Source organism: Pseudarthrobacter enclensis (assembly GCF_030811655.1).
In the GTDB taxonomy this organism is placed as follows: Bacteria; Actinomycetota; Actinomycetes; order Actinomycetales; family Micrococcaceae; genus Arthrobacter; species Arthrobacter enclensis_A.
In genome coordinates, this window is sequence record NZ_JAUSRE010000002.1 from 318,807 (window position 1) to 336,947 (window position 18,141).

Here is an 18,141-nt window from a genome sequence, read left to right on the forward strand (position 1 = left end):
GTCCTTTCCTTTGGCTGGAAGTCAGTCGGTCAGGCGGAGGCGAGTGCCGGCTCCGCGGCGGATTCGGCCGGTTCGGCAGCCGTAGCAACGTTGGAGGCGTGGGCTGCGGCCGCGACGGCGGCCGCGACGTCCGCGGTCACGTGCGGGTCGAAGATGCTGGGGATGATGTAGCTCGCATTGAGCTCATTATCATTCACGCGGTTTGCGATTGCCTCTGCCGCGGCCACCAGCATGTCAGGGGTGATGTCACTGGCCCCGACGTCCAGGAGCCCGCGGAAGAGGCCCGGGAAGGCCAGGACGTTGTTGATCTGGTTGGGGAAGTCGCTGCGCCCGGTGGCCACGACTGCGGCGTGCCGGGAGGCGATGGCCGGATCCACCTCCGGGGTGGGGTTGGCCATTGCGAACACGATGGCCTCCTTCGCCATGGAGGCGACATGCTCCTCGCCGAGGATGTTTGGGGCGGAGACGCCGATGAAGACGTCGGCACCCACCAGGGCCTCGTGCAGGCTGCCGGAGAAGCCTTCCTGGTTGGTGTTCTCGGCGATCCAGGTGCGGTGCTGATCGTTGTACGCCTCGCCCTTGTGGATGGCGCCGGAACGGCCTGCGGCAACGATGTGCCGGGCGCCCTGGGCCTTGAGTAACTGGATGATGGCGGAGCCGGCAGCGCCGACCCCGGAGACCACGATCCTGACGTCCTCAATCTTTTTGTCCACCACGCGCAGGGCGTTGACCAGGGCGGCCAGGGTCACGATGGCTGTGCCGTGCTGGTCATCGTGGAAGACGGGGATATCCAATTCCTCACGCAGGCGGGCCTCAATTTCGAAGCAGCGGGGAGCGGCGATGTCCTCGAGGTTCACGCCGCCAAAGACGGGTGCCAGGAGCTTGACGGTGCGGATGATTTCCTCGGTGTCCTGGGTATCCAGGCACACGGGCCACGCGTCCACGTTGGCGAACTGCTTGAAGAGGGCGGCCTTGCCCTCCATGACCGGCAGGGCTGCGGCGGGGCCGATGTTGCCCAGGCCCAGCACGGCGGAGCCGTCCGTGACCACGGCGACCGTGTTGCGCTTGACGGTAAGGTTGCGGGCTGCGGCGGGGTCCTCGGCAATGGCCAGGCAAACGCGGGCGACGCCGGGAGTGTAGGCGCGGGAGAGGTCGTCGCGGTTGCGCAGGGGGACCTTGGGGACGACTTCGAGCTTGCCGCCGAGGTGCATCAGGAAGGTGCGGTCCGAGACGTGCTGGACGGTCACGCCGTCGAGGGCGTTGAGGGCGTCCTTGACGCGTGCTGCGTGGGCATCGTCCGTCGTGTTGCAGGTGACGTCGACAACCAGGGTCTCGTGGTGGGACTCGGTGACATCCAGTGCGGTGATGGCGGCGCCGGCGGCTCCGACGGCTGCGGCAAGCTCGCTGGTGGCGCTGAAGCTTGACGGCGCTTCCACGCGCAGGGTGATCGAATTTCCGGGGCTGGGGTTCGCCATTGAATGTCCTCCTGTTTAGGCCTTGTCCGGCTGCTGCTCTGATTCCGAAGTTTTTCGTATTATGGATATTATTATCTACCTTATGGAAACACAACCCCTCCGAATGCGACTGCACCGCCCCGTCGCGCGGCAGGAAGGCCCGTGATGTATGTTGGGGTTCTAAGCAACTCTTTTCACGATGCGGATAAGAGTTGTCGGATTCCGAGCCGTAGGAGACAACGGAATGGCAGAAAAAGCCTCTGGTGGGGTGCAGTCGGTGGAGCGCGTCTTCGAACTGCTGGAGCTCATCACCGATGCCGGCGGAGACGTCACGCTTAGCGAGCTGTCGTCCTCGACTGACCTTCCGCTGCCCACCATCCACCGCCTGCTCCGCACGTTGGTGTCGCTCGGATACATCCGCCAGCTGCCCAACAGGCGCTACGCCCTGGGCCCACGCCTGATCCGTTTGGGGGAAGGTGCCAACAAGCAGCTCGGCGCCTTGGCCCAGCCGCAGCTCAAGGTCCTGGTGGACCGGCTGGGGGAGACCTCCAACATGGCGGTGCTGGACTCGGACATGGTGATCTACGTGGCCCAGGTGCCCTCGCTGCACTCCATGCGCATGTTCACGGAGGTCGGCCGCCGCGCCCATACCCACGCAACAGGCGTCGGCAAGGCCATCCTGGCGCAGCTTGACGACGACACTGTCCGCGGCATCGTGGCCCGCGCCGGGATGCCCACCCCCACTTCCAAGAGCATCGGCGACGTGGAGGAACTCCTGGCAGACCTCAAGCTCATCCGCGAGCGTGGCTACGCTATCGATGAGGAGGAGCAGGAGCTTGGCGTGCGCTGCTTCGCCATGGCGGTGCCCAACGCTCCTACCCCCACCGCTATTTCCGTGTCGGGCCCCGTGTCCCGCGTCGACGGGAATTTTGCCGACAAAGCTGTGCCCATCCTCCGGGAAGCCGCCGATGCCATCTCCCGCGAGTTGAACCGCACCTGACCCGGCCACGCTGCATCGGCTGACCCAACCACTCATGACGGCGGCCCCTCCCTTTCGGGAGGGGCCGCCGTCGTCCACACCCGCACCGTGGCGGCGTGGGCCCATGGGGGCAGAGTCAGTGTTCTGATGCCTTCTCTGATGACTGGATGGGGACTTCGTTGCCGTCACAGTCGATGAGCTTGCCATTTTCAAACCGGTCGCCCTCGGCCAGGCAGTGGAGGTCCTCCGCCCTGACCACGCGGCCTGTTCCGGCCACGAAAACGGACTGGTTGTCGGAATTGCCGGCCTTGAGGTGGTTGAACAGCAGGTTCAGCAAAATGGCCATGACGGCTGCAGAGCTGATGCCGGAGTGGAAGATGGTGCTGAACCAGGAGGGGAACTGGTCATAGAAGGTGGGGGCCACGATCGGGATCATCCCGAAGCCCAGCGAGGCGGCCACGATGATCAGGTTCATGTTGTTGCGGTATTCCACCTTGGCCAGCGTACGGATGCCGCTGGCAGCAACGGTTCCGAAGAGGACGATGCCGGCGCCGCCCAGGACGGCGGTGGGTACGGCGGCGACCACGCGGCCAAGGACCGGGAGCAGGCCCAGCAGCACCAGGATCACGCCGCCGGCGGCCACAACGTACCGGCTCTTGATTTTGGTGACCGCCACCAGTCCAACGTTCTGGGCGAATGCGGTTTGTGGGAAGGAGCCGAATACAGGCGCGACAAGGGACGAGACCATGTCAGCCCGCAGCCCTGCCGCGATGCGCTTGGAGTCGACCTTGGTGCCCACAATTTCGCCCACGGCAAGGATGTCCGCCATGGTCTCGGTCATGATGACCAGGACCACGATCACCATCGAGACGATTGCTGCCAGTTCAAAGGTGGGTGCACCCAGATGGAAGGGGGTGGGGAATGCGGCGATAGGTCCGTCGGCGATCTTCGAGAAGTCCGCCATTCCCGTGACCACCGCCACGATGGTTCCGCCAACCATGGCGAGCAGGATGGAGAGGCGGGACAGGGTGGCGCTTCCCACCTTGCTAAGGACCAGGACCAGGACAAGGGTTACCGCTGCAAGGCCGATGTTGGCCGTGCTGCCGTAGGTGGGTGCCTTGCTGTTGCCTCCCATGGCCCAGTTTGCGGCAACGGGCAGCAGTGTCAGCCCGATGGTGGTGATGACGGTGCCCGTCACCACCGGTGGGAAGAACCGGACGATCTTGGAGAAAACCGGGGCAATCAGCAGGCCGATGGCGGCAGAGGCAATAATGGCGCCAAAGACGGCGGGGAGGCCACCGCCGCTGCTGACAATCGAGAGCATGGTGGCGACGCTGGCGAAGGAAACGCCTTGGACCAGCGGCAACTGTGAGCCGAAGAACGGGAGTCCAAGGGTCTGGATGAGCGTTGCCAACCCGCCCATGAAGAGGGCCGCGGTTACGAGGATGCCGATGTCGGCGGGGGCAAGGCCTGCTGCCTGTCCGATGATGAGTGGGACCGCGATCATCCCTCCGTACATTGTGAGGACATGCTGGAAGCCGTAGGCGAAGCTGCTGCCAATTGACAGCCGTTCGTCTTCCGGCCGTCCTGTGATGGGGCGCTTGGTCCGTTGCTTGGCGTCCCCGGTTGTTGTGTTGGTGTCAAGGGACGGGTTGTTCCTGATGTTCATGGCAGACTTTCCTGGTTCATGGCAGACGTCATCGTCTGGCTAACTTTGTCTGGCTAACGTCGAAGTTTTGCTGTAGCGCTGTTTTGCGGAACTGCTTGTGCGTTGCGGAACTGCGGGGTGGTTTGCGGGTGGGCCGGCCTGCCGAAGCCTCGATTTCGGCAGGCCGGCCGCCCCGCTTTGGCTCAGCAGAAGCCGGCGATGCCCGTCCAGGCGTTTTCGGCGGTTACGGCGTCCTCGCGCAGGACCGTGGCCTCGATCAGGCCGTAGGGGCGGTCCGCCGCGTAGAAGACCTCGTTGGGGTTGTCGAGGCCGAACGGCGAGAGGTCCACGAGGAAGTGGTGCTTGTTGGGCATGGAGAACTTGATCTCGTCGATCTCGGGGTGGGCCTCAAGGACCTTGGTGCCCATGTCGAAAAGGGTCTGCTGCAGGGCGTGCGAGTAGTTTTCCGTGAACCCTTCGAGCAGCAGGCTCTTCACGTCGTCGTAGTTCTTGTTGAAATCGAAGGACGTGAAGTCGGTGCCGGCCTTGAACCGCCAGCGGGCTGAGACATCGGTGGCAAGGATCCGGTCGGTGGTTTCCGCCAAGGTGGTGTACTTGTCCTTGGGGTAGCCAACGAAGCCGGACTGGGTGGACTTCAGGACGGTCAGGTCCTTCAGGCCGGAGATGAGGTGCTCGGCAGCGCCGTCGCGAACCAGCACTGCCGTGCGGACTTCCTGGCCATTGCGGACGAACGAGTGGTCGTGTTCGCTGCCGTGGGCCTGGATGCGGTTCCAGCTGTACGCCTCCGCTTCCCAGCGGCCGCCGTCCACCCAGCTAAAGCTCGAGGTGAAGTGCTCGCCGAGGCGAAGCAGGAAGGCTTCCGGGGAGCCGATGCCCTCACGGGCAAACGCATAGACGGTGTTCTTCTGGGTGTCGGTGGGCACAACGTGGCTGTTGTCGCCCTCCAGGTGGGCGGCCTCGAAGTCGCCGCGCAGCTGCGAGGTGACGTTGAGGTCTTCGATCTGGTGGCGGTCCGTGTCGCGGGTGATCTTGACTACCCGGACCTCGGCCTTGCCGAACTGGTTGCTGCCGAGAATGATCTTGCTGCTCATGGTCTTTTCCCAACTTCCGGTAGGTGGAACCTAGGTTCCATCACTGAAATTAAGCGCGCGTTTCATGCGCGTTTCCGATGGAGCCGACCCAATAAAAAAGAGCCGGCATCCGTTGATGCCAGCTCATTACGACCCTGCCTGCTGCTCCCAGGTTACGTGACGTGCGCCACGAGTTGGATAACAGCGTACCGCCGAATGCCGGTGGTGTACATCACAGGTTCAAAATCCGCTTTGTGACCGCCGACGGCGGAAGATCCTCGGGTGGGACTATTGACCGTCATTCCAAAGGCGGAATAGAATTTCACTAAGCAAAAATTGCTTTCCGTATTGCGAAATTAGGAGGTATCGATGTACCAGCAGGACAGCCGTCCCGCTCAGGCAGCGCCGTCTGCAGGAGCCGCCGCCCCGGAGTTCTACCTCCCGCTTGGCGGTGGAATTGATCCCGACCTGCACGTGCCGGAGGAGCGCCGTCCTTCCAGCGGCCGTTTCTCCCGCTGGATCCAGTCCCTTCCGGTCTTTGGGGGCCGGGCGGCCGGGCAATAGCCCTCCCTGTCCGCGTCCTGTGGATGTGAGTACATGAAAAGCATCCCGGGTGGCGGCAGCCACAAAGGCGAGTAGTTGCTACTCACGACGCCTGCCGGTGGTTCTCCTTACCCTTGCACGATAGGCAGCAAGCCATGTCCTGGCGCTTAGTCCGGGGCCGGCCGGCCTCCGCTAAGAGCAGGGAAGGAAAGCCATGCACCAAGCCAGAGACCGCTTGCTGCAGTTCCTCTGCTGTCTCTTGGTCCTCGCAGGCCTGTCGGCCAGCGCCATCCGGGGCCAGGGTTCCGTTGATGACTCTTCTGCAGGGCCCGGCAGCGAACAAAGCGCTCCGGTGCCGGGTGCCGGGGCGGTGCCGCCCTCTCCGGGCTCCAGCGCAATTGGGCCGGCGCCGGAAGTGACCGCCGGGAAGGACGGTTCGGCTGCCTCCGCTGCCCAGGATCAAACGGGTGGAGCAGGCCAGCCCGATGGGCTGAAGGCCGGGGACGCAGGAAGCGACGCTTCCGTCAAAGGTGCGCCGGTGGTTGCCAGTACGGAGCCGGCCCCGGCAGGACCTCCCGGCTCGTGGAAGCTCGTCTTCGATGAGGAATTCGACGTACTGAACACCGCCGTCTGGACCCCGTACTGGTTCAAGGATTGCGCTTCGGACTCGATGAAGAACGGGGTCAAGACCTGCGCCAGCAATGTGAAGGTCGAAAACGGCAACGCCGTCCTTAAGCTGTCGGACGCTGAGTCCGGCGCGCTGCTGTCGACTAATCCGAAGGACGGTGTCCCGGGGCACGTGGGCTTCCAGTACACCACCGGCTACGTCGAGGCCCGGATCTTCTTCCCCGGAACCTGCTCCGGCGGGATCAATAACTGGCCTGCCTGGTGGACCGTGGGACAAAATTTTCCGGCCACTGGCGAGATTGACATCGCTGAACCGCTGGCGGGGGACATGTCGACCGTCTACCACTCGCCGGTAACCGCGATGGCAAAAGGCGTCCTGGGGTGCTGGGCCGGTGGCTACCATACCTATGGCGTGCACCGGAAGGCGGGCGTGAATGACATCTATTTCGATGGGCGCCGCGTCTCGTCCTACCCTACCCAGGACAATAACGCACCCCATTATCTGCTTCTCAATGTCGGGGTCTATCCGCAGAAGCGGATCTTTGGCGAGGACAGTGCCGTCCGCGTGGACTGGGTACGGGCGTGGGAGTAACGCGTCAGGAGCCGGGGCGCCCCGGCCATTGCCTGCCTGCCCACGGGTCGTAGTCCGCTATGAGCTCCTCCTGCGGCGGCCGCCCCGCTTCGGGAACGTGCTGCAGGTTAACCCGCACCCGGTACCAGAGTGAGCTGGACCCCCGCATGCCGTCAACCAGGACATCTGCCGGACGGAGGGACGGTACGACGTCGGCGTGCCGCGACTTCCATTCGTCCAGCGCCGCCAGCGCTTCCGGCTTTGTCCTGGTCCTGGCAACCTCGATCAGCGGCATCAGCGACTGCCGCCGACCCGATCCGTTGCCGCTGCGTGGGGCCTTTTCCGCGGGCCCGAGCCTTTCGGCCAGGGACAGGAGCGCGTCCAGCCTGCCCGCCGCGCCGTCAATGCCGTCGTGGGGGTCGCCGATGTCCGCGTACCGCTGCAGCACCGTGGGTACCGTGAATTGGCCAGGCCGGGCAGTCCGCATCTCTTCCCACGTCAACGGTGTTGAAACCCGGGCATCCGGGAGGGGCCTCACGGAATAAGCGGACGCGACTGTTCGGTCCTTGGCGTTCTGGTTGAAGTCCACGAAAACGCTCTCGCCGCGTTCCTCCTTCCACCAGCGCGCCGTGGCCAGGCCCGGGGCGCGGTTTTCGACTTCCCGCGCCAGGGTTTCCGCGGCAAGGCGGACATCACGGTAGGACCATTCCGGCGCGATGCGGACCAGGATGTGCAGGCCGCGCGACCCGCTGGTCTTGGGCCATCCCACCAGGCCTACGTTGTCCAGGACCTCCTGCGTTACGTACGCCGCATCCACGATTTGCGGCCAGTCCACGCCGGGCATGGGGTCGAGGTCCACCCGCAGCTCGTCCGGGTGCTCAAGGTCCTCCGCCCGGACCGGATGCGGGTTCAGGTCCAGGCAGCCAAGGTTGATGACCCAGGCGAGGCCGGCGGCATCCCGGATCACGGCCTCCTCTGCCGAGGTCCCTGATGCATAGTGCAGCGTGGTGGTATCGATGAAGGCAGGGTGGTTTTCCGGCACGCGTTTTTGGAAGAATGGCTCGGCGTCGATGCCCTTCGGGAAGCGCTTGAGCACCATGGGCCGGCCGCCCGCGCCACGCAGGGCACCGTCAGCCACTGCCAGGTAGTACCGCACCAAATCGAGCTTGGTCAGCCCCGGCCCCGGGAATACCACCTTGTCCGGGCTGGAAATCCGGACTTCGATTCCACCAATATCGAGAACCTCGGGCGGCGTCTTTGACGGGGTCATGCGGCCACGCTAGCAGCGGCCAGCGCGGCTGTCAGCCGTTCCGCACCTGCGTCAACGCCGCTGTTTGCGGCGCCCAGAGTGGCGGCCGTGAAGAACGCGAAACCTGGATTTCACATAGCGAAATTAAGTTTCCAGAAAACTATGGCGCTGGCCACAAAGCGGTGCTAATCTCGATTCTGCCAAAGGCGGGCACCCGGGCACGGGAGGCTATCTACCAGGCGCAACTTAACCTTCACAGCACATGCTGAAGCCTGGTAACCGTTCGCACCTGGTTCTACTGGTATTGCGCGGCGTCAGGCTTCCCGGCAAAAGGAAGTCGCATCATGAGTACCACCGTCACGGCCGAACAGTTTTTGGCCCGCTCCATCCGGCTGGCAACAGCCAACGTCCTCAACAGCGGCGGCCCCTTCGGGGCCATGATCGTCACGGCGGACGGACAAACGTTCGACGGCGTCAACCGCGTCACGGCGGACAACGATCCCACCGCGCATGCCGAAGTCACGGCGATCCGCGCCGCCTGCCGCGAACTGGGCACCTTCGACCTCAGCGGCGCCACTCTCTACACCAGCTGCGAGCCGTGCCCCATGTGCCTGGCTTCGGCGCTCTGGGCGCGGGTCAGCTGCGTGGTGTACGCCGCCGACCGGCACGACGCCGCGTCGGTCGGCTTCGATGACGCCGTCTTCTACGAATACTTTGAAAACCAGGACAGGGATTCCCTGATGCCGGTCTCCAAGCTGGTGCTGGGCGATCCCCAGGCCCCGGCCCCGCTGGAGCCGTTCAACACCTGGAACACGCTCGAATCCAGGATCGACTACTAGGCCCGGCGGCTTCGATGACCATCCTGGACCGTTCCCACGAGGAGCATGCGGCTCCACGTACGCCCGCCCTCCGGCCGGCCCCCGGCACGCCCAAACTGCCGGCGTCAAACTCCTTCCTTGACCGTTTCTTCCACATCACCCGTCGCGGCTCAACCCTGGCGCGCGAATTCCGCGGTGGTTTGGTCACCTTCTTCACCATGGCGTATATCGTCATCCTGAACCCCCTCATCCTGGGCGGGTTCAGCGCTGACAATGCGCCCACCGACGTCGCTGGCGGCTGGCTGTCCGCATCCCAAGTGGGTGCGGTCACCGGCCTCACCGCCGGCGTCATGACCATCCTCTTCGGCCTCATCGCCAACCTGCCCTTCGGGCTCGCCGCCGGACTGGGCATCAACTCCTTCCTGGCTGTCTCCGTGATCCACGAGGTCACCTGGCCCGAGGCCATGGGGCTGGTGGTCATCAACGGCATCCTTATCGTCCTGTTCGGCGTCACCGGCGCCCGGACCGCCATCTTCCGGGCCGTTCCCAAGGAACTGAAGGCCGCCATCACCGTGGGCATCGGCCTGTTCATCGCCTTCATCGGCTTCGTTGACTCCGGCTTCGTGCGCCCCACCACCGGCGGGCCGCCCGTCCAACTGGGCGACGGCGGCTCCATCACCTCCGTGCCCACGCTCGTGTTCGTCGTCGGCCTCCTTGCCATGGGCATCCTCGTGGCCCGGAAGGTCCAAGGCGGCCTGCTCATCGGCATCGTCGGCACCACCGTGCTCGCCGCCGTCGTCGAAGCCGTCATGAAACTGGGGCCAGCCAGCGCCACCAACCCCGGCGGCTGGCACCTGAACACCCCCGTCCTGTCCGGCCGGCTGGTATCGGCGCCGGACCTGGGCCTCGTAGGCCACTTCGACCTGTTCGGTTCGTTCAGCCGGATCGGCGGGCTCGCCGCCACCATGCTGGTGTTCACGCTGGTGTTCACCAACTTCTTTGACGCCATGGGCACCATGACCGGCCTGGCCAAGAGCGCCGGCGTCGCCCACAAGGACGGCACGTTCCCGCGGCTGAAATCAGCCTTCATCGTGGAAGGCTTCGGCGCGGTGGCGGGCGGCGCCACCTCCGGGTCGTCCAACACGGTGTACATCGACTCCGCAGCGGGAATCGGGGAGGGCGCCCGGACCGGCCTGGCCTCCGTGGTCACTGGACTGCTGTTCCTCGGCTCGATGTTCCTCACCCCGCTTACCAGCGTGGTGCCGCTCGAGGTTGCCGCCGCCGCCCTGGTGGTGGTGGGCGCCATGATGATGGCCCAGATCCGCGAGATCAAGTTCACCAAGTTCACCGTGGCGCTGCCGGCTTTCCTCACCATCGTGACCATGCCGCTGAGCTACTCGATCGCCAACGGCATTGGCGTCGGCTTTGTGAGCTGGGCCGTGATCGGGGCGGCATCGGGCAAGGCGAAGAAGATCCATCCGCTGATGTGGGTGGTGAGCGCCGGGTTCCTGGTGTACTTCGCCCGCGGACCCATCAACACCCTGCTGGGCAGCTGAGCATCATCAACAACAGCCCCGCGCCAGGGGCCGGACCAACACCTGGTCCGGCCCCTGGCAGGACAGGCTGGCAGGACCGACAATGGACACCACCGCTGCGGAAGAAGGAGCGCCGCCATGCTTGACCTGATCCCTTCGCTGGGCCCCTGGGTCCTCCGGCTCGAAGGTCGGCGGTTCGCCGTGGCCACCGTCGTGGGGGCATCCGGGTCGGTCCCCCGGCCGGTGGGGACCTCCATGCTGGTCACGCAGTCCGGCGATGTGCTGGGCAGCCTGTCCGGCGGTTGCGTTGAGGGCGCTGTGGTGGCGCTCGCGCAGGAGGCAATGGACGACGACGTTCCGCGCCACGGGATCTTCGGCTTCAGCTCCGCCGATGCGTTCGCAGCCGGACTCAGCTGTGGGGGAGAGCTCGCCATCGATATCCAGCCCGTGCCCGCCGATGCCGCCCACCCACTGCGGACGGCCCTGCTGCAGCTCGCCGGACTTGATCCGGACCAACCCGTGGCGCTGGTACGCGGGTTGGGCAGCCTGGGGGGCACCGCCGTCGTACTTCCCCATCCGGAGGCGTTCCGCCTGGCCGCCGAGCCGAAGCTGGCATCGCTGCTGGGTGGGGAACCTGCGCTTCAGGTGGAGTCCCTTGTGCGCAGCGGCGGGGCCGGCCTGGTCCAGCTCCCGCAACCAGGGCAGTGCGCTTCGGACCGGAGCGGCGGCCAGCTTGCGGGGCCGGCCATCCTGGTGGAGTCCCGCCTGGCCCCGCCCCGCATGCTGGTTTTCGGGGCCAACGATTTCGGCGCGGCCCTGGTCCCGGCCGCCAAACTGCTGGGCTACCACGTGACCCTCGTGGACGCCCGCCCGGCGTTCACGGCGCAGCCCCGGTTCGCCGCGGCGGACCAGGTGGTCACGGACTGGCCGCACCGCTACCTGGCAGCGGAAGCGGCCGGCGGACGGACGGACAGCCGCACCGTTGCGGCCGTCCTGACCCATGACCCCAAGTTCGATGTCCCCCTGCTGGAAACCGCCCTGGCCCTGGACCTCGCGTATGTGGGCGCCATGGGATCCCGCCGCAGCCACCTGCAAAGGGTCGACGAACTCCTCAACGCAGGCGTCCCGGCGGAACGGATTGCCCGGCTGCACTCACCCATCGGACTTGACCTTGGTGCCATCACCCCTGCCGAAGTGGCAGTGTCCGTCACCGCCGAACTGATCGCCACCCGCAACCGCGCCGCCAGCTGCCTGCCGCTGCGCGACACCACCGGCACCATCCACCACAGCGCGCCGGCAACGGCGCCCCAAGACCTCAAGACAACAGACTTCATCACGCAGGAGATCGCATGGACATGAACACCATCGAGGCGGTGGTCCGCACCACCGACCCCGCAGATTGGCACGACGGCGACGCGTGGCTTGCCGGCGGAACGGTCCTCTTCTCCTACGGCAGCTACGCCTTCGGACCCCGGCCGCTCACACGCCTGCTGGACCTCGGCGACGCCGGCTGGACCCCCATCACCGTCAGCGGCGACGGCATCGAGCTCGCCGCCACCTGCACCATCGCCGAGTTGTACAGCCTTCCCGATTCAGCCCAGGTCTCCGGCCACACTTGGCCAGCCCTGGCCCTGGTCCGGGCATGCTGCGATTCCTTCGTCGCCTCGTTCAAGGTATGGAACATGTCCACCGTGGGCGGGAACCTCTGCACGTCGTTGCCAGCGGGGCCTGTTATCTCCCTCTGCGCCGGGCTGGACGGTGTGGCCACCATCCTCGCTCCCGGCGGCCGCAGTCGCACGGTCCCCGTGGCCGACTTCATCACCGGGGATGCGGCAAACTGCCTGGCACCCGGCGAGCTGCTCCGCAGTGTCCAGCTCCCGGCGTCGTCCCTTTCCGCCCGCGTGGCGTTCCGCCGCCTGTCGCTGAGCAACCTGGGAAGGTCCGGGGCATTGCTGATTGGACGGCTCGACGGCGGCACCTCCCTGGTGCTGACCGTCACCGCGGCCACCAAGAGGCCCGTGCAGCTGCGCTTTGACACAGTCCCCGACGCGGACCGGCTGGCCTCCGCGCTGCAGGACGCCATCCCGGCGGCGCTCTACCACGACGACGTTCACGGCCTGCCCGCCTGGCGCCGGGACATGACCTACCGGCTTGCCGAGGAAATCCGCACCGAGCTGGAATCGCCCGAAGGGACGCCCGGCCTGGCTGTGTCCGGCGACTTCTGGCCGCCACGGAGCGCCAGGATGCCGGGATCCGGGGCCACGACACTTTCGAAAGGGGCCTGAGCATGGCCATCGAGATCAATGGCGCTGCGGCTGACGCTGCTCCGCGCCCCGGACAGTGCCTGCGCACGTTCCTGCGTGAGCAGGGCAACACCGGTGTCAAGAAGGGCTGCGACGGCGGCGACTGCGGCGCCTGCACCGTCCACGTGGACGGAACGCCCGTGCATAGCTGCATCTACCCCGCGGTCCGGGCCGAAGGGCGCGCGGTCACCACCATCGAGGGCCTGGCCGCCCCGGACGGTGCCGATGGGCAGCTGCATCCGATCCAGCAGCAGTTCATGGAACGGCAGGGCTTCCAGTGCGGCTTCTGCACGGCCGGCATGGTGATGACGGCGGCGACCTTCGACGACGACCAGAAGGAGAACCTTCCCCGGAACCTCAAAGGCAACCTCTGCCGCTGCACCGGGTACCGCGCCATCGCCGACGCCGTCTGCGGGAGCGCCGGCCATCCCGATCCTGCCGGGCAAGGGTCAGGCATCGCAGGGGAAGGACAGCCGGGTCCGGAGCCGGGCCGGCTGGGTGATGACGTCCCGGCCCCGGCCAGCCGCGCCGTGGTCACCGGGGCCGCCCGCTACACACTGGACGTCCCGAAAGACCAGCAGCAGGCACTGCTGCACCTGAAGGTCCTGCGCTCGCCGCACGCCCACGCCCGGGTGGTGTCCATCAATGCAGATGCGGCGCTGGAGGTCCCGGGCGTGGTTGCAGTCTTCACCCATGAGGATGCCCCGGCCCAGCTGTTCTCCACGGCCCAGCACGAGCTCTTCACCGACGACCCGGACGATACCCGCGTGCTTGACGACGTGGTGCGGTTCCGCGGCCAGCGCGTGGCCGCCGTCGTGGCCGAATCGGTGGCCGCCGCTGAAGCAGGCGTCCGCGCACTGCAGGTGGAGTACCAGGAACTTCCGGCGGTCTTTTCTCCACAGGACGCACTGGTATCTGGCGCTCCACTGGTCCATGGGGACAAGGATGCTGCCCGCTCCCGAATCGCCCATCCGGACCGGAACGTGGTGGCTGAGCTGCACTCTGAACTGGGAAACGTGGCCAACGGCTTCGCGGCCGCCGACTTCATCCACGAACAGACGTACCAAACCCAGCGGGTGCAGCACGTCGCCCTCGAAACCCATGCCGCCGTCGCCTCCGTGGATGCCGAGGGACGCCTCCGGGTCCGTACCTCCAGCCAGGTGCCGTTCCTGGTGCGCCGCACACTGTGCCGGGTCTTCGGGCTCGACGAGGACAAAGTCCACGTGGTGGCCGGACGCGTGGGCGGCGGATTCGGCGGGAAGCAGGAGGTCCTTACCGAGGACCTCGTGGCGCTCGCGGCCCTGAAACTGCAGCGGCCGGTCCAGCTGGAACTGACCCGCACCGAACAGTTCACCGCCACCACCACCCGGCACCCGTTCACCATCAAGCTCAAGGCCGGAGCCGGCAAGGACGGGAAACTGACGGCCCTGGAGCTGGACGTGGTTACCAACACCGGCGCCTACGGCATCCACGGCCCCGGCGTCATGTTCCACGGCTGCGGCGAATCGCTGGCGGTGTACAACTGCGTCAACAAAAAGGTGGACGCGCGCTCCGTATATACGAACACCGTGCCGGCCGGCGCGTTCCGTGGGTATGGGCTGAGCCAGATGATCTTCGCCATCGAGTCCGCCATGGATGAGCTGGCCGTCGGGATCGGGATGGATCCGCTGGAGTTCCGTCGGCGGAACATGGTCCGGGAGGGCGACCACATGCTGTCCACCCAGCCCGATCCGGAGGAGGATGTCCACTACGGCAGCTACGGGCTGGACCAGTGCCTGGACCTGGTCCGGGATGCGCTGGACAGGGGGAAGGCGAGGTACCGGGAAGCGGGCCTTGATGACCTGGGGCCCGACTGGATGGTGGGCGAGGGCGCTGCACTGTCGATGATCGACACGGTGCCGCCGCGTGGCCACTTTGCCCACTCCCACGTCCGGCTCCTGCCGGACGGAACGTACCAGGCCGATGTCGGAACCGCCGAGTTCGGCAACGGCACCACCACCGTCCATGCCCAGCTTGCTGCCACGGCACTGTGCACGGAGGCTGCCAAGGTTGCGGTGCGGCAGTCGGACACGGACCTGGTGGAGCACGACACCGGAGCCTTTGGTTCCGCGGGCACGGTGGTGGCCGGCAAGGCCACCCTCGCCGCGGCGGAGGAACTTGCTGTCCGCATCCGGGCCTTTGCCGCGGGCATCCGGCAGACGCAAGCCTCCGCATGTGTCCTCGACGGCGACGCCGTGGTGATCGACGGGAAGTCCGTGGCATTGGCTGAGCTGGCGCAGGCTGCCGCGGATGCCGGCGTCGAACTTTCCGCGGAAGGGCGCTGGGGCGGCACTCCGCGCTCCGTGGCGTTCAACGTGCACGGCTTCCGGGTGGCGGCGAACCGCGGCACCGGCGAGCTGAAGATCCTGCAGAGCGTGCAGGCGGCCGACGCCGGCGTGGTGGTCAACCCGCGCCAGTGCCGCGGACAGATCGAGGGCGGCATCGCGCAGGCCATCGGCGCCACACTTTATGAGGAGGTGGTGGTGGACGACGCCGGGAAGGTCACCACGGACATCCTGCGGCAGTACCACGTTCCTACTTTTGCGGATGTGCCGCGCAGCGAGGTGTACTTCGCGGACACCAATGACAAGCTTGGGCCGCTGGGTGCCAAGTCGATGAGTGAAAGCCCGTTCAACCCCGTGGCTCCGGCGCTGGCCAACGCGATTCGGAACGCGACGGGCGTGCGGTTTGCATCCCTGCCCATCGCGCGGGACCGGATCTACCTGGGGCTCAAGGAAGCGGGGTTGGTGCCCAAGCTGGAGCGGGTTCCTTCCTAGGGCACCCGAGGGTCATACTTCCGCTTGTGCGGGAACAACCCGGAGTCGGATCTGACCCCGGGTTGCATCGTTGCATATAGTCGGGGGATGGAACAGCGGATTTTAGGCAAGACCGGACGGAACGTCTCCATCGTGGGGCTCGGTACCTGGCAGCTCGGCGCGGACTGGGGCAATGTGGATCCGGCACAGGCGCAGGCCATCCTCGCAGCCTCGGTGGAAGCGGGAGTCACCTTCTTTGACACCGCCGATGTGTACGGCGACGGCAGGAGCGAGCAGGCAATCGGGAAGTTCCTCGCGGACCAGCCTGGCCTCGGCGTCACGGTTGCCACCAAGATGGGCCGGCGCATGGAGCAGCGCCCCGAAAACTACAACCTGGCCAACTTCCGCCAGTGGGTGGACCGTTCCCGGAAGAACCTGGGCACTGACACTCTGGACCTGGTCCAGCTGCACTGCCCGCCCACGCCTGTGTACAGCAGCAACGAGGTGTACGACGCTTTGGACACCCTGGTGTCCGAAGGCGCCATCCGGAACTACGGTGTCAGCGTGGAGCGGACCGACGAGGCCCTTGAGGCCATCCGGCACGAGGGAACCGCCTCCGTGCAGATCATCCTGAACGCCTTCCGGCTCAAGCCGCTGGACGAGGTGCTTCCTGCCGCCAAGGCTGCAGGCGTGGGCATTATCGCCCGCGTGCCGCTGGCGTCCGGACTGCTGTCCGGAAAGTACTCCAAGGACACCACGTTCGCGGAGAACGACCACCGGAACTACAACCGCAAGGGCGAAGCGTTCGACGTCGGAGAGACCTTCTCCGGTGTGGACTACGAGCTGGGCCTCAAGGCAGTGAAAGAGTTCGAACAGCTGGTGCCGTCCGGTGCCACCACTGCGCAGGCGGCCATCGCCTGGATCGCCGCGCAGGACGGCGTCACCACCGTTATTCCGGGCGCGCGCAATGTGGAACAGGCGCGCGCCAACGCCGCCGCAGCCGCCGTCAGCATTGGCAAGGAGTTCGACGATGGCGTCCGCTGGATCTACGACCACTACTTCCGGGAAGCCATCCACCCGCGCTGGTAGCGTCCGCAGCCTGGGAGCACTCGGGTGACTGAATCCGTCCACGACTTTGTTGAGCGGCTCGCGGCCGTTGACGCGGGAGCTGCCGCCAACAATTTCTTCAATCACGCCGTTCCGGAGAATGCGCTGCGCCGGCACAACTTGGAACTCTACCTGCAGGAGATGCTGGACCGGCGCCCCTCGGTCCTGCTGGTGGGGGAGGCCCCCGGCTTCCGTGGCATGCGGATCACCGGTGTGCCCTTCACCAACCGGGTCATCCTCGGCGGACCTGCCAACAGCTTTGGACTGTTTGGCCCCGGCAAGGGGTACGTGCTGCCGCCCGAAGCTGCAGGGGTAGCTGCCGAGCCGACGGCAACGGTGCTGTGGCAGGTCCTGGAAGAAGTGGGGCTTCTGCCCCTGCTGTGGAGTGCTTTCCCCTGGCACCCGCACCAACCCGGCAAGCCCTTGTCCAACCGCACTCCCCGGCCCTCCGAAACCAAGCTCGGCACCCCCTTCTGGCAGGAGCTGGCGGAGATGTTCGGGATCAGCTCCATCGTGGCAGTTGGCAACGTTGCCAAGCACAGCCTGCAGCGCAGCGGCCTGTCTGTACCAAAGATCCGGCATCCCGCCCACGGTGGCAGATCCGGCTTCAAACAGGGGCTGGAGCAGCTGCTGGCGGGCGGGATGCCGGCCTGAGCTGAATTCTCTGTGGCCGCTCTTGATTGTCGTACCCCCTTGTCATGATGGGTTTATGGGGAAAGCGGCGGTGGTGAGTGCGTTGGCGGAGATGCGTGCTGCCCTTGCCGTGCTGGTTGCGGAGGTGGAGGGCTCTGGTTCGGAGCCGTTTTCGGTGGCTGATCCGTTGGCTGGTTTGGCGGATGGTTGCCTGGATATTCTGGCTGGTGCCCGTGGGGTGGAGGCCGGGATTGCGGCGTTGAAGGCCAAGGCGGCGGTGGTGTACGCGGATGCTGCGTGTGCTGTTGCGGGGCCGGAGGTGCCGGTGCAGGGGCAGGAGATGGCGGTCGCGGCGGAGATCGGGTGTGTGTTGGTGCTTGGGCCGCGGGCGGCGTCGTCGTTCCTGGCCACGTCGCACGCTTTGGTCAAGGAGTTGCCGCGGACCCTGTCGGCGCTGCAGGCCGGGACCCTGTCCTGGGGCCACGCGGTGGCCATGGCGGACGAGGGCGCGTGTCTTGATGCTGTGGGGGCGTCGGCGTTGGAGGCGCATTTCCTGGACCCGGATGCACCGGACGCGGCGCGGGGCTGCCCGGCCGGGCAGATGCCGGCGCACCGGTTCAGGGCCAAGGCCCGCACCTGGCGGGAACGCCACCACGCCGAGAGCATCGAAGCCCGGCACGCCAAGGGGGTGGCGGACCGGCGGGTGGAGTTCCGGGCGGATCGGGACGGGATGGCCTGGCTGTCCGCGTACCTGCCCGCTGCCCAGGCGTTGGCGGGGTGGAACCGGC

General features: G+C 66.3%; 14 protein-coding genes and 1 pseudogene. 11 read left to right on the forward strand and 4 right to left on the reverse strand.

The annotated features are described in order from the left end of the window. Positions 1 to 29: 29 nt before the first annotated feature. Positions 30 to 1,475 carry an NAD-dependent malic enzyme gene (locus tag J2X98_RS03240; RefSeq protein WP_141945888.1) on the reverse strand — a complete coding sequence of 482 codons (1,446 nt, stop codon included), beginning with the start codon at positions 1,473 to 1,475 and terminating at the stop codon, positions 30 to 32. Positions 1,476 to 1,698: 223 nt separating this feature from the next. Here J2X98_RS03240 and J2X98_RS03245 point away from each other — a divergent pair, with 223 nt between their 5' ends. Then, positions 1,699 to 2,454 (forward strand): IclR family transcriptional regulator, encoded by a 756-nt coding sequence (locus J2X98_RS03245; RefSeq protein ID WP_141945890.1) that lies wholly within the window; start codon positions 1,699 to 1,701, stop codon positions 2,452 to 2,454. 115 nt (positions 2,455 to 2,569) lie between these two features. Here the strand turns inward: J2X98_RS03245 and J2X98_RS03250 are convergent, their stop codons facing one another. Both J2X98_RS03250 and pucL read right to left on the reverse strand, forming a co-directional pair. Continuing rightward, the gene (locus J2X98_RS03250) at positions 2,570 to 4,102 is read right to left on the reverse strand and encodes a nucleobase:cation symporter-2 family protein (protein ID WP_307304157.1); all 1,533 of its coding nucleotides are present in this window, start codon (positions 4,100 to 4,102) and stop codon (positions 2,570 to 2,572) included. Positions 4,103 to 4,284: 182 nt separating this feature from the next. Next, the gene (gene pucL / locus J2X98_RS03255; RefSeq protein ID WP_307304160.1) at positions 4,285 to 5,193 is read right to left on the reverse strand and encodes a factor-independent urate hydroxylase; all 909 of its coding nucleotides are present in this window, start codon (positions 5,191 to 5,193) and stop codon (positions 4,285 to 4,287) included. A gap of 348 nt (positions 5,194 to 5,541) precedes the next feature. Between pucL and J2X98_RS03260 the strand changes: the two genes are divergently transcribed. Continuing rightward, positions 5,542 to 5,736: a hypothetical protein gene (locus J2X98_RS03260; protein WP_141945896.1), complete on the forward strand. Its 195-nt coding sequence runs from the start codon at positions 5,542 to 5,544 to the stop codon at positions 5,734 to 5,736. Between the two features lie 193 nt (positions 5,737 to 5,929). Beyond that, complete coding sequence (locus J2X98_RS03265; protein WP_307304163.1) at positions 5,930 to 6,934, forward strand: glycoside hydrolase family 16 protein; 1,005 nt, start codon at positions 5,930 to 5,932, stop codon at positions 6,932 to 6,934. A 4-nt stretch (positions 6,935 to 6,938) separates the two neighbouring features. Here the strand turns inward: J2X98_RS03265 and ligD are convergent, their stop codons facing one another. Continuing rightward, positions 6,939 to 8,183: a non-homologous end-joining DNA ligase gene (ligD, locus tag J2X98_RS03270; protein ID WP_307304165.1), complete on the reverse strand. Its 1,245-nt coding sequence runs from the start codon at positions 8,181 to 8,183 to the stop codon at positions 6,939 to 6,941. Between the two features lie 323 nt (positions 8,184 to 8,506). On the opposite strand from ligD, the gene J2X98_RS03275 reads away from it, so the two are divergent. From J2X98_RS03275 to J2X98_RS03310, 8 genes and pseudogenes are all read left to right on the forward strand, one after another. Then, the gene (locus tag J2X98_RS03275; RefSeq protein ID WP_307304168.1) at positions 8,507 to 9,001 is read left to right on the forward strand and encodes a nucleoside deaminase; all 495 of its coding nucleotides are present in this window, start codon (positions 8,507 to 8,509) and stop codon (positions 8,999 to 9,001) included. Positions 9,002 to 9,015: 14 nt separating this feature from the next. Continuing rightward, the gene (locus J2X98_RS03280; protein ID WP_307304171.1) at positions 9,016 to 10,536 is read left to right on the forward strand and encodes an NCS2 family permease; all 1,521 of its coding nucleotides are present in this window, start codon (positions 9,016 to 9,018) and stop codon (positions 10,534 to 10,536) included. 117 nt (positions 10,537 to 10,653) lie between these two features. Next, on the forward strand, positions 10,654 to 11,874 hold the full coding sequence (locus J2X98_RS03285) for an XdhC family protein (RefSeq protein WP_307304173.1): 1,221 nt from the start codon (positions 10,654 to 10,656) through the stop codon (positions 11,872 to 11,874). Further along, the gene (locus J2X98_RS03290) at positions 11,865 to 12,800 is read left to right on the forward strand and encodes an FAD binding domain-containing protein (RefSeq protein ID WP_307304176.1); all 936 of its coding nucleotides are present in this window, start codon (positions 11,865 to 11,867) and stop codon (positions 12,798 to 12,800) included. The genes J2X98_RS03285 and J2X98_RS03290 overlap by 10 nt, the downstream gene beginning before the upstream one ends. Positions 12,801 to 12,802: 2 nt before the next feature. Then, the gene (locus J2X98_RS03295) at positions 12,803 to 15,634 is read left to right on the forward strand and encodes a molybdopterin-dependent oxidoreductase (RefSeq protein ID WP_307304178.1); all 2,832 of its coding nucleotides are present in this window, start codon (positions 12,803 to 12,805) and stop codon (positions 15,632 to 15,634) included. 87 nt (positions 15,635 to 15,721) lie between these two features. Continuing rightward, positions 15,722 to 16,702 carry an aldo/keto reductase gene (locus J2X98_RS03300; RefSeq protein WP_141945911.1) on the forward strand — a complete coding sequence of 327 codons (981 nt, stop codon included), beginning with the start codon at positions 15,722 to 15,724 and terminating at the stop codon, positions 16,700 to 16,702. Between the two features lie 24 nt (positions 16,703 to 16,726). Beyond that, on the forward strand, positions 16,727 to 17,374 hold the full coding sequence (locus J2X98_RS03305) for a uracil-DNA glycosylase (protein WP_307304181.1): 648 nt from the start codon (positions 16,727 to 16,729) through the stop codon (positions 17,372 to 17,374). A 55-nt stretch (positions 17,375 to 17,429) separates the two neighbouring features. After that, positions 17,430 to 18,141, forward strand: a pseudogene (locus J2X98_RS03310) (HNH endonuclease signature motif containing protein); the annotation flags it as partial.

Coding starts and splice junctions, on each gene's coding strand:
- ligD (WP_307304165.1), bottom strand. CDS start 8,183: ATGACCCCGTCAAAGACGCCGCCCGAGGTTCTCGATATTGGTGGAATC.
- J2X98_RS03290 (WP_307304176.1), top strand. CDS start 11,865: ATGGACATGAACACCATCGAGGCGGTGGTCCGCACCACCGACCCCGCA.
- J2X98_RS03265 (WP_307304163.1), top strand. CDS start 5,930: ATGCACCAAGCCAGAGACCGCTTGCTGCAGTTCCTCTGCTGTCTCTTG.
- J2X98_RS03300 (WP_141945911.1), top strand. CDS start 15,722: ATGGAACAGCGGATTTTAGGCAAGACCGGACGGAACGTCTCCATCGTG.
- J2X98_RS03245 (WP_141945890.1), top strand. CDS start 1,699: ATGGCAGAAAAAGCCTCTGGTGGGGTGCAGTCGGTGGAGCGCGTCTTC.
- J2X98_RS03250 (WP_307304157.1), bottom strand. CDS start 4,102: ATGAACATCAGGAACAACCCGTCCCTTGACACCAACACAACAACCGGG.
- pucL (WP_307304160.1), bottom strand. CDS start 5,193: ATGAGCAGCAAGATCATTCTCGGCAGCAACCAGTTCGGCAAGGCCGAG.
- J2X98_RS03280 (WP_307304171.1), top strand. CDS start 9,016: ATGACCATCCTGGACCGTTCCCACGAGGAGCATGCGGCTCCACGTACG.
- J2X98_RS03240 (WP_141945888.1), bottom strand. CDS start 1,475: ATGGCGAACCCCAGCCCCGGAAATTCGATCACCCTGCGCGTGGAAGCG.
- J2X98_RS03275 (WP_307304168.1), top strand. CDS start 8,507: ATGAGTACCACCGTCACGGCCGAACAGTTTTTGGCCCGCTCCATCCGG.
- J2X98_RS03295 (WP_307304178.1), top strand. CDS start 12,803: ATGGCCATCGAGATCAATGGCGCTGCGGCTGACGCTGCTCCGCGCCCC.
- J2X98_RS03260 (WP_141945896.1), top strand. CDS start 5,542: ATGTACCAGCAGGACAGCCGTCCCGCTCAGGCAGCGCCGTCTGCAGGA.
- J2X98_RS03285 (WP_307304173.1), top strand. CDS start 10,654: ATGCTTGACCTGATCCCTTCGCTGGGCCCCTGGGTCCTCCGGCTCGAA.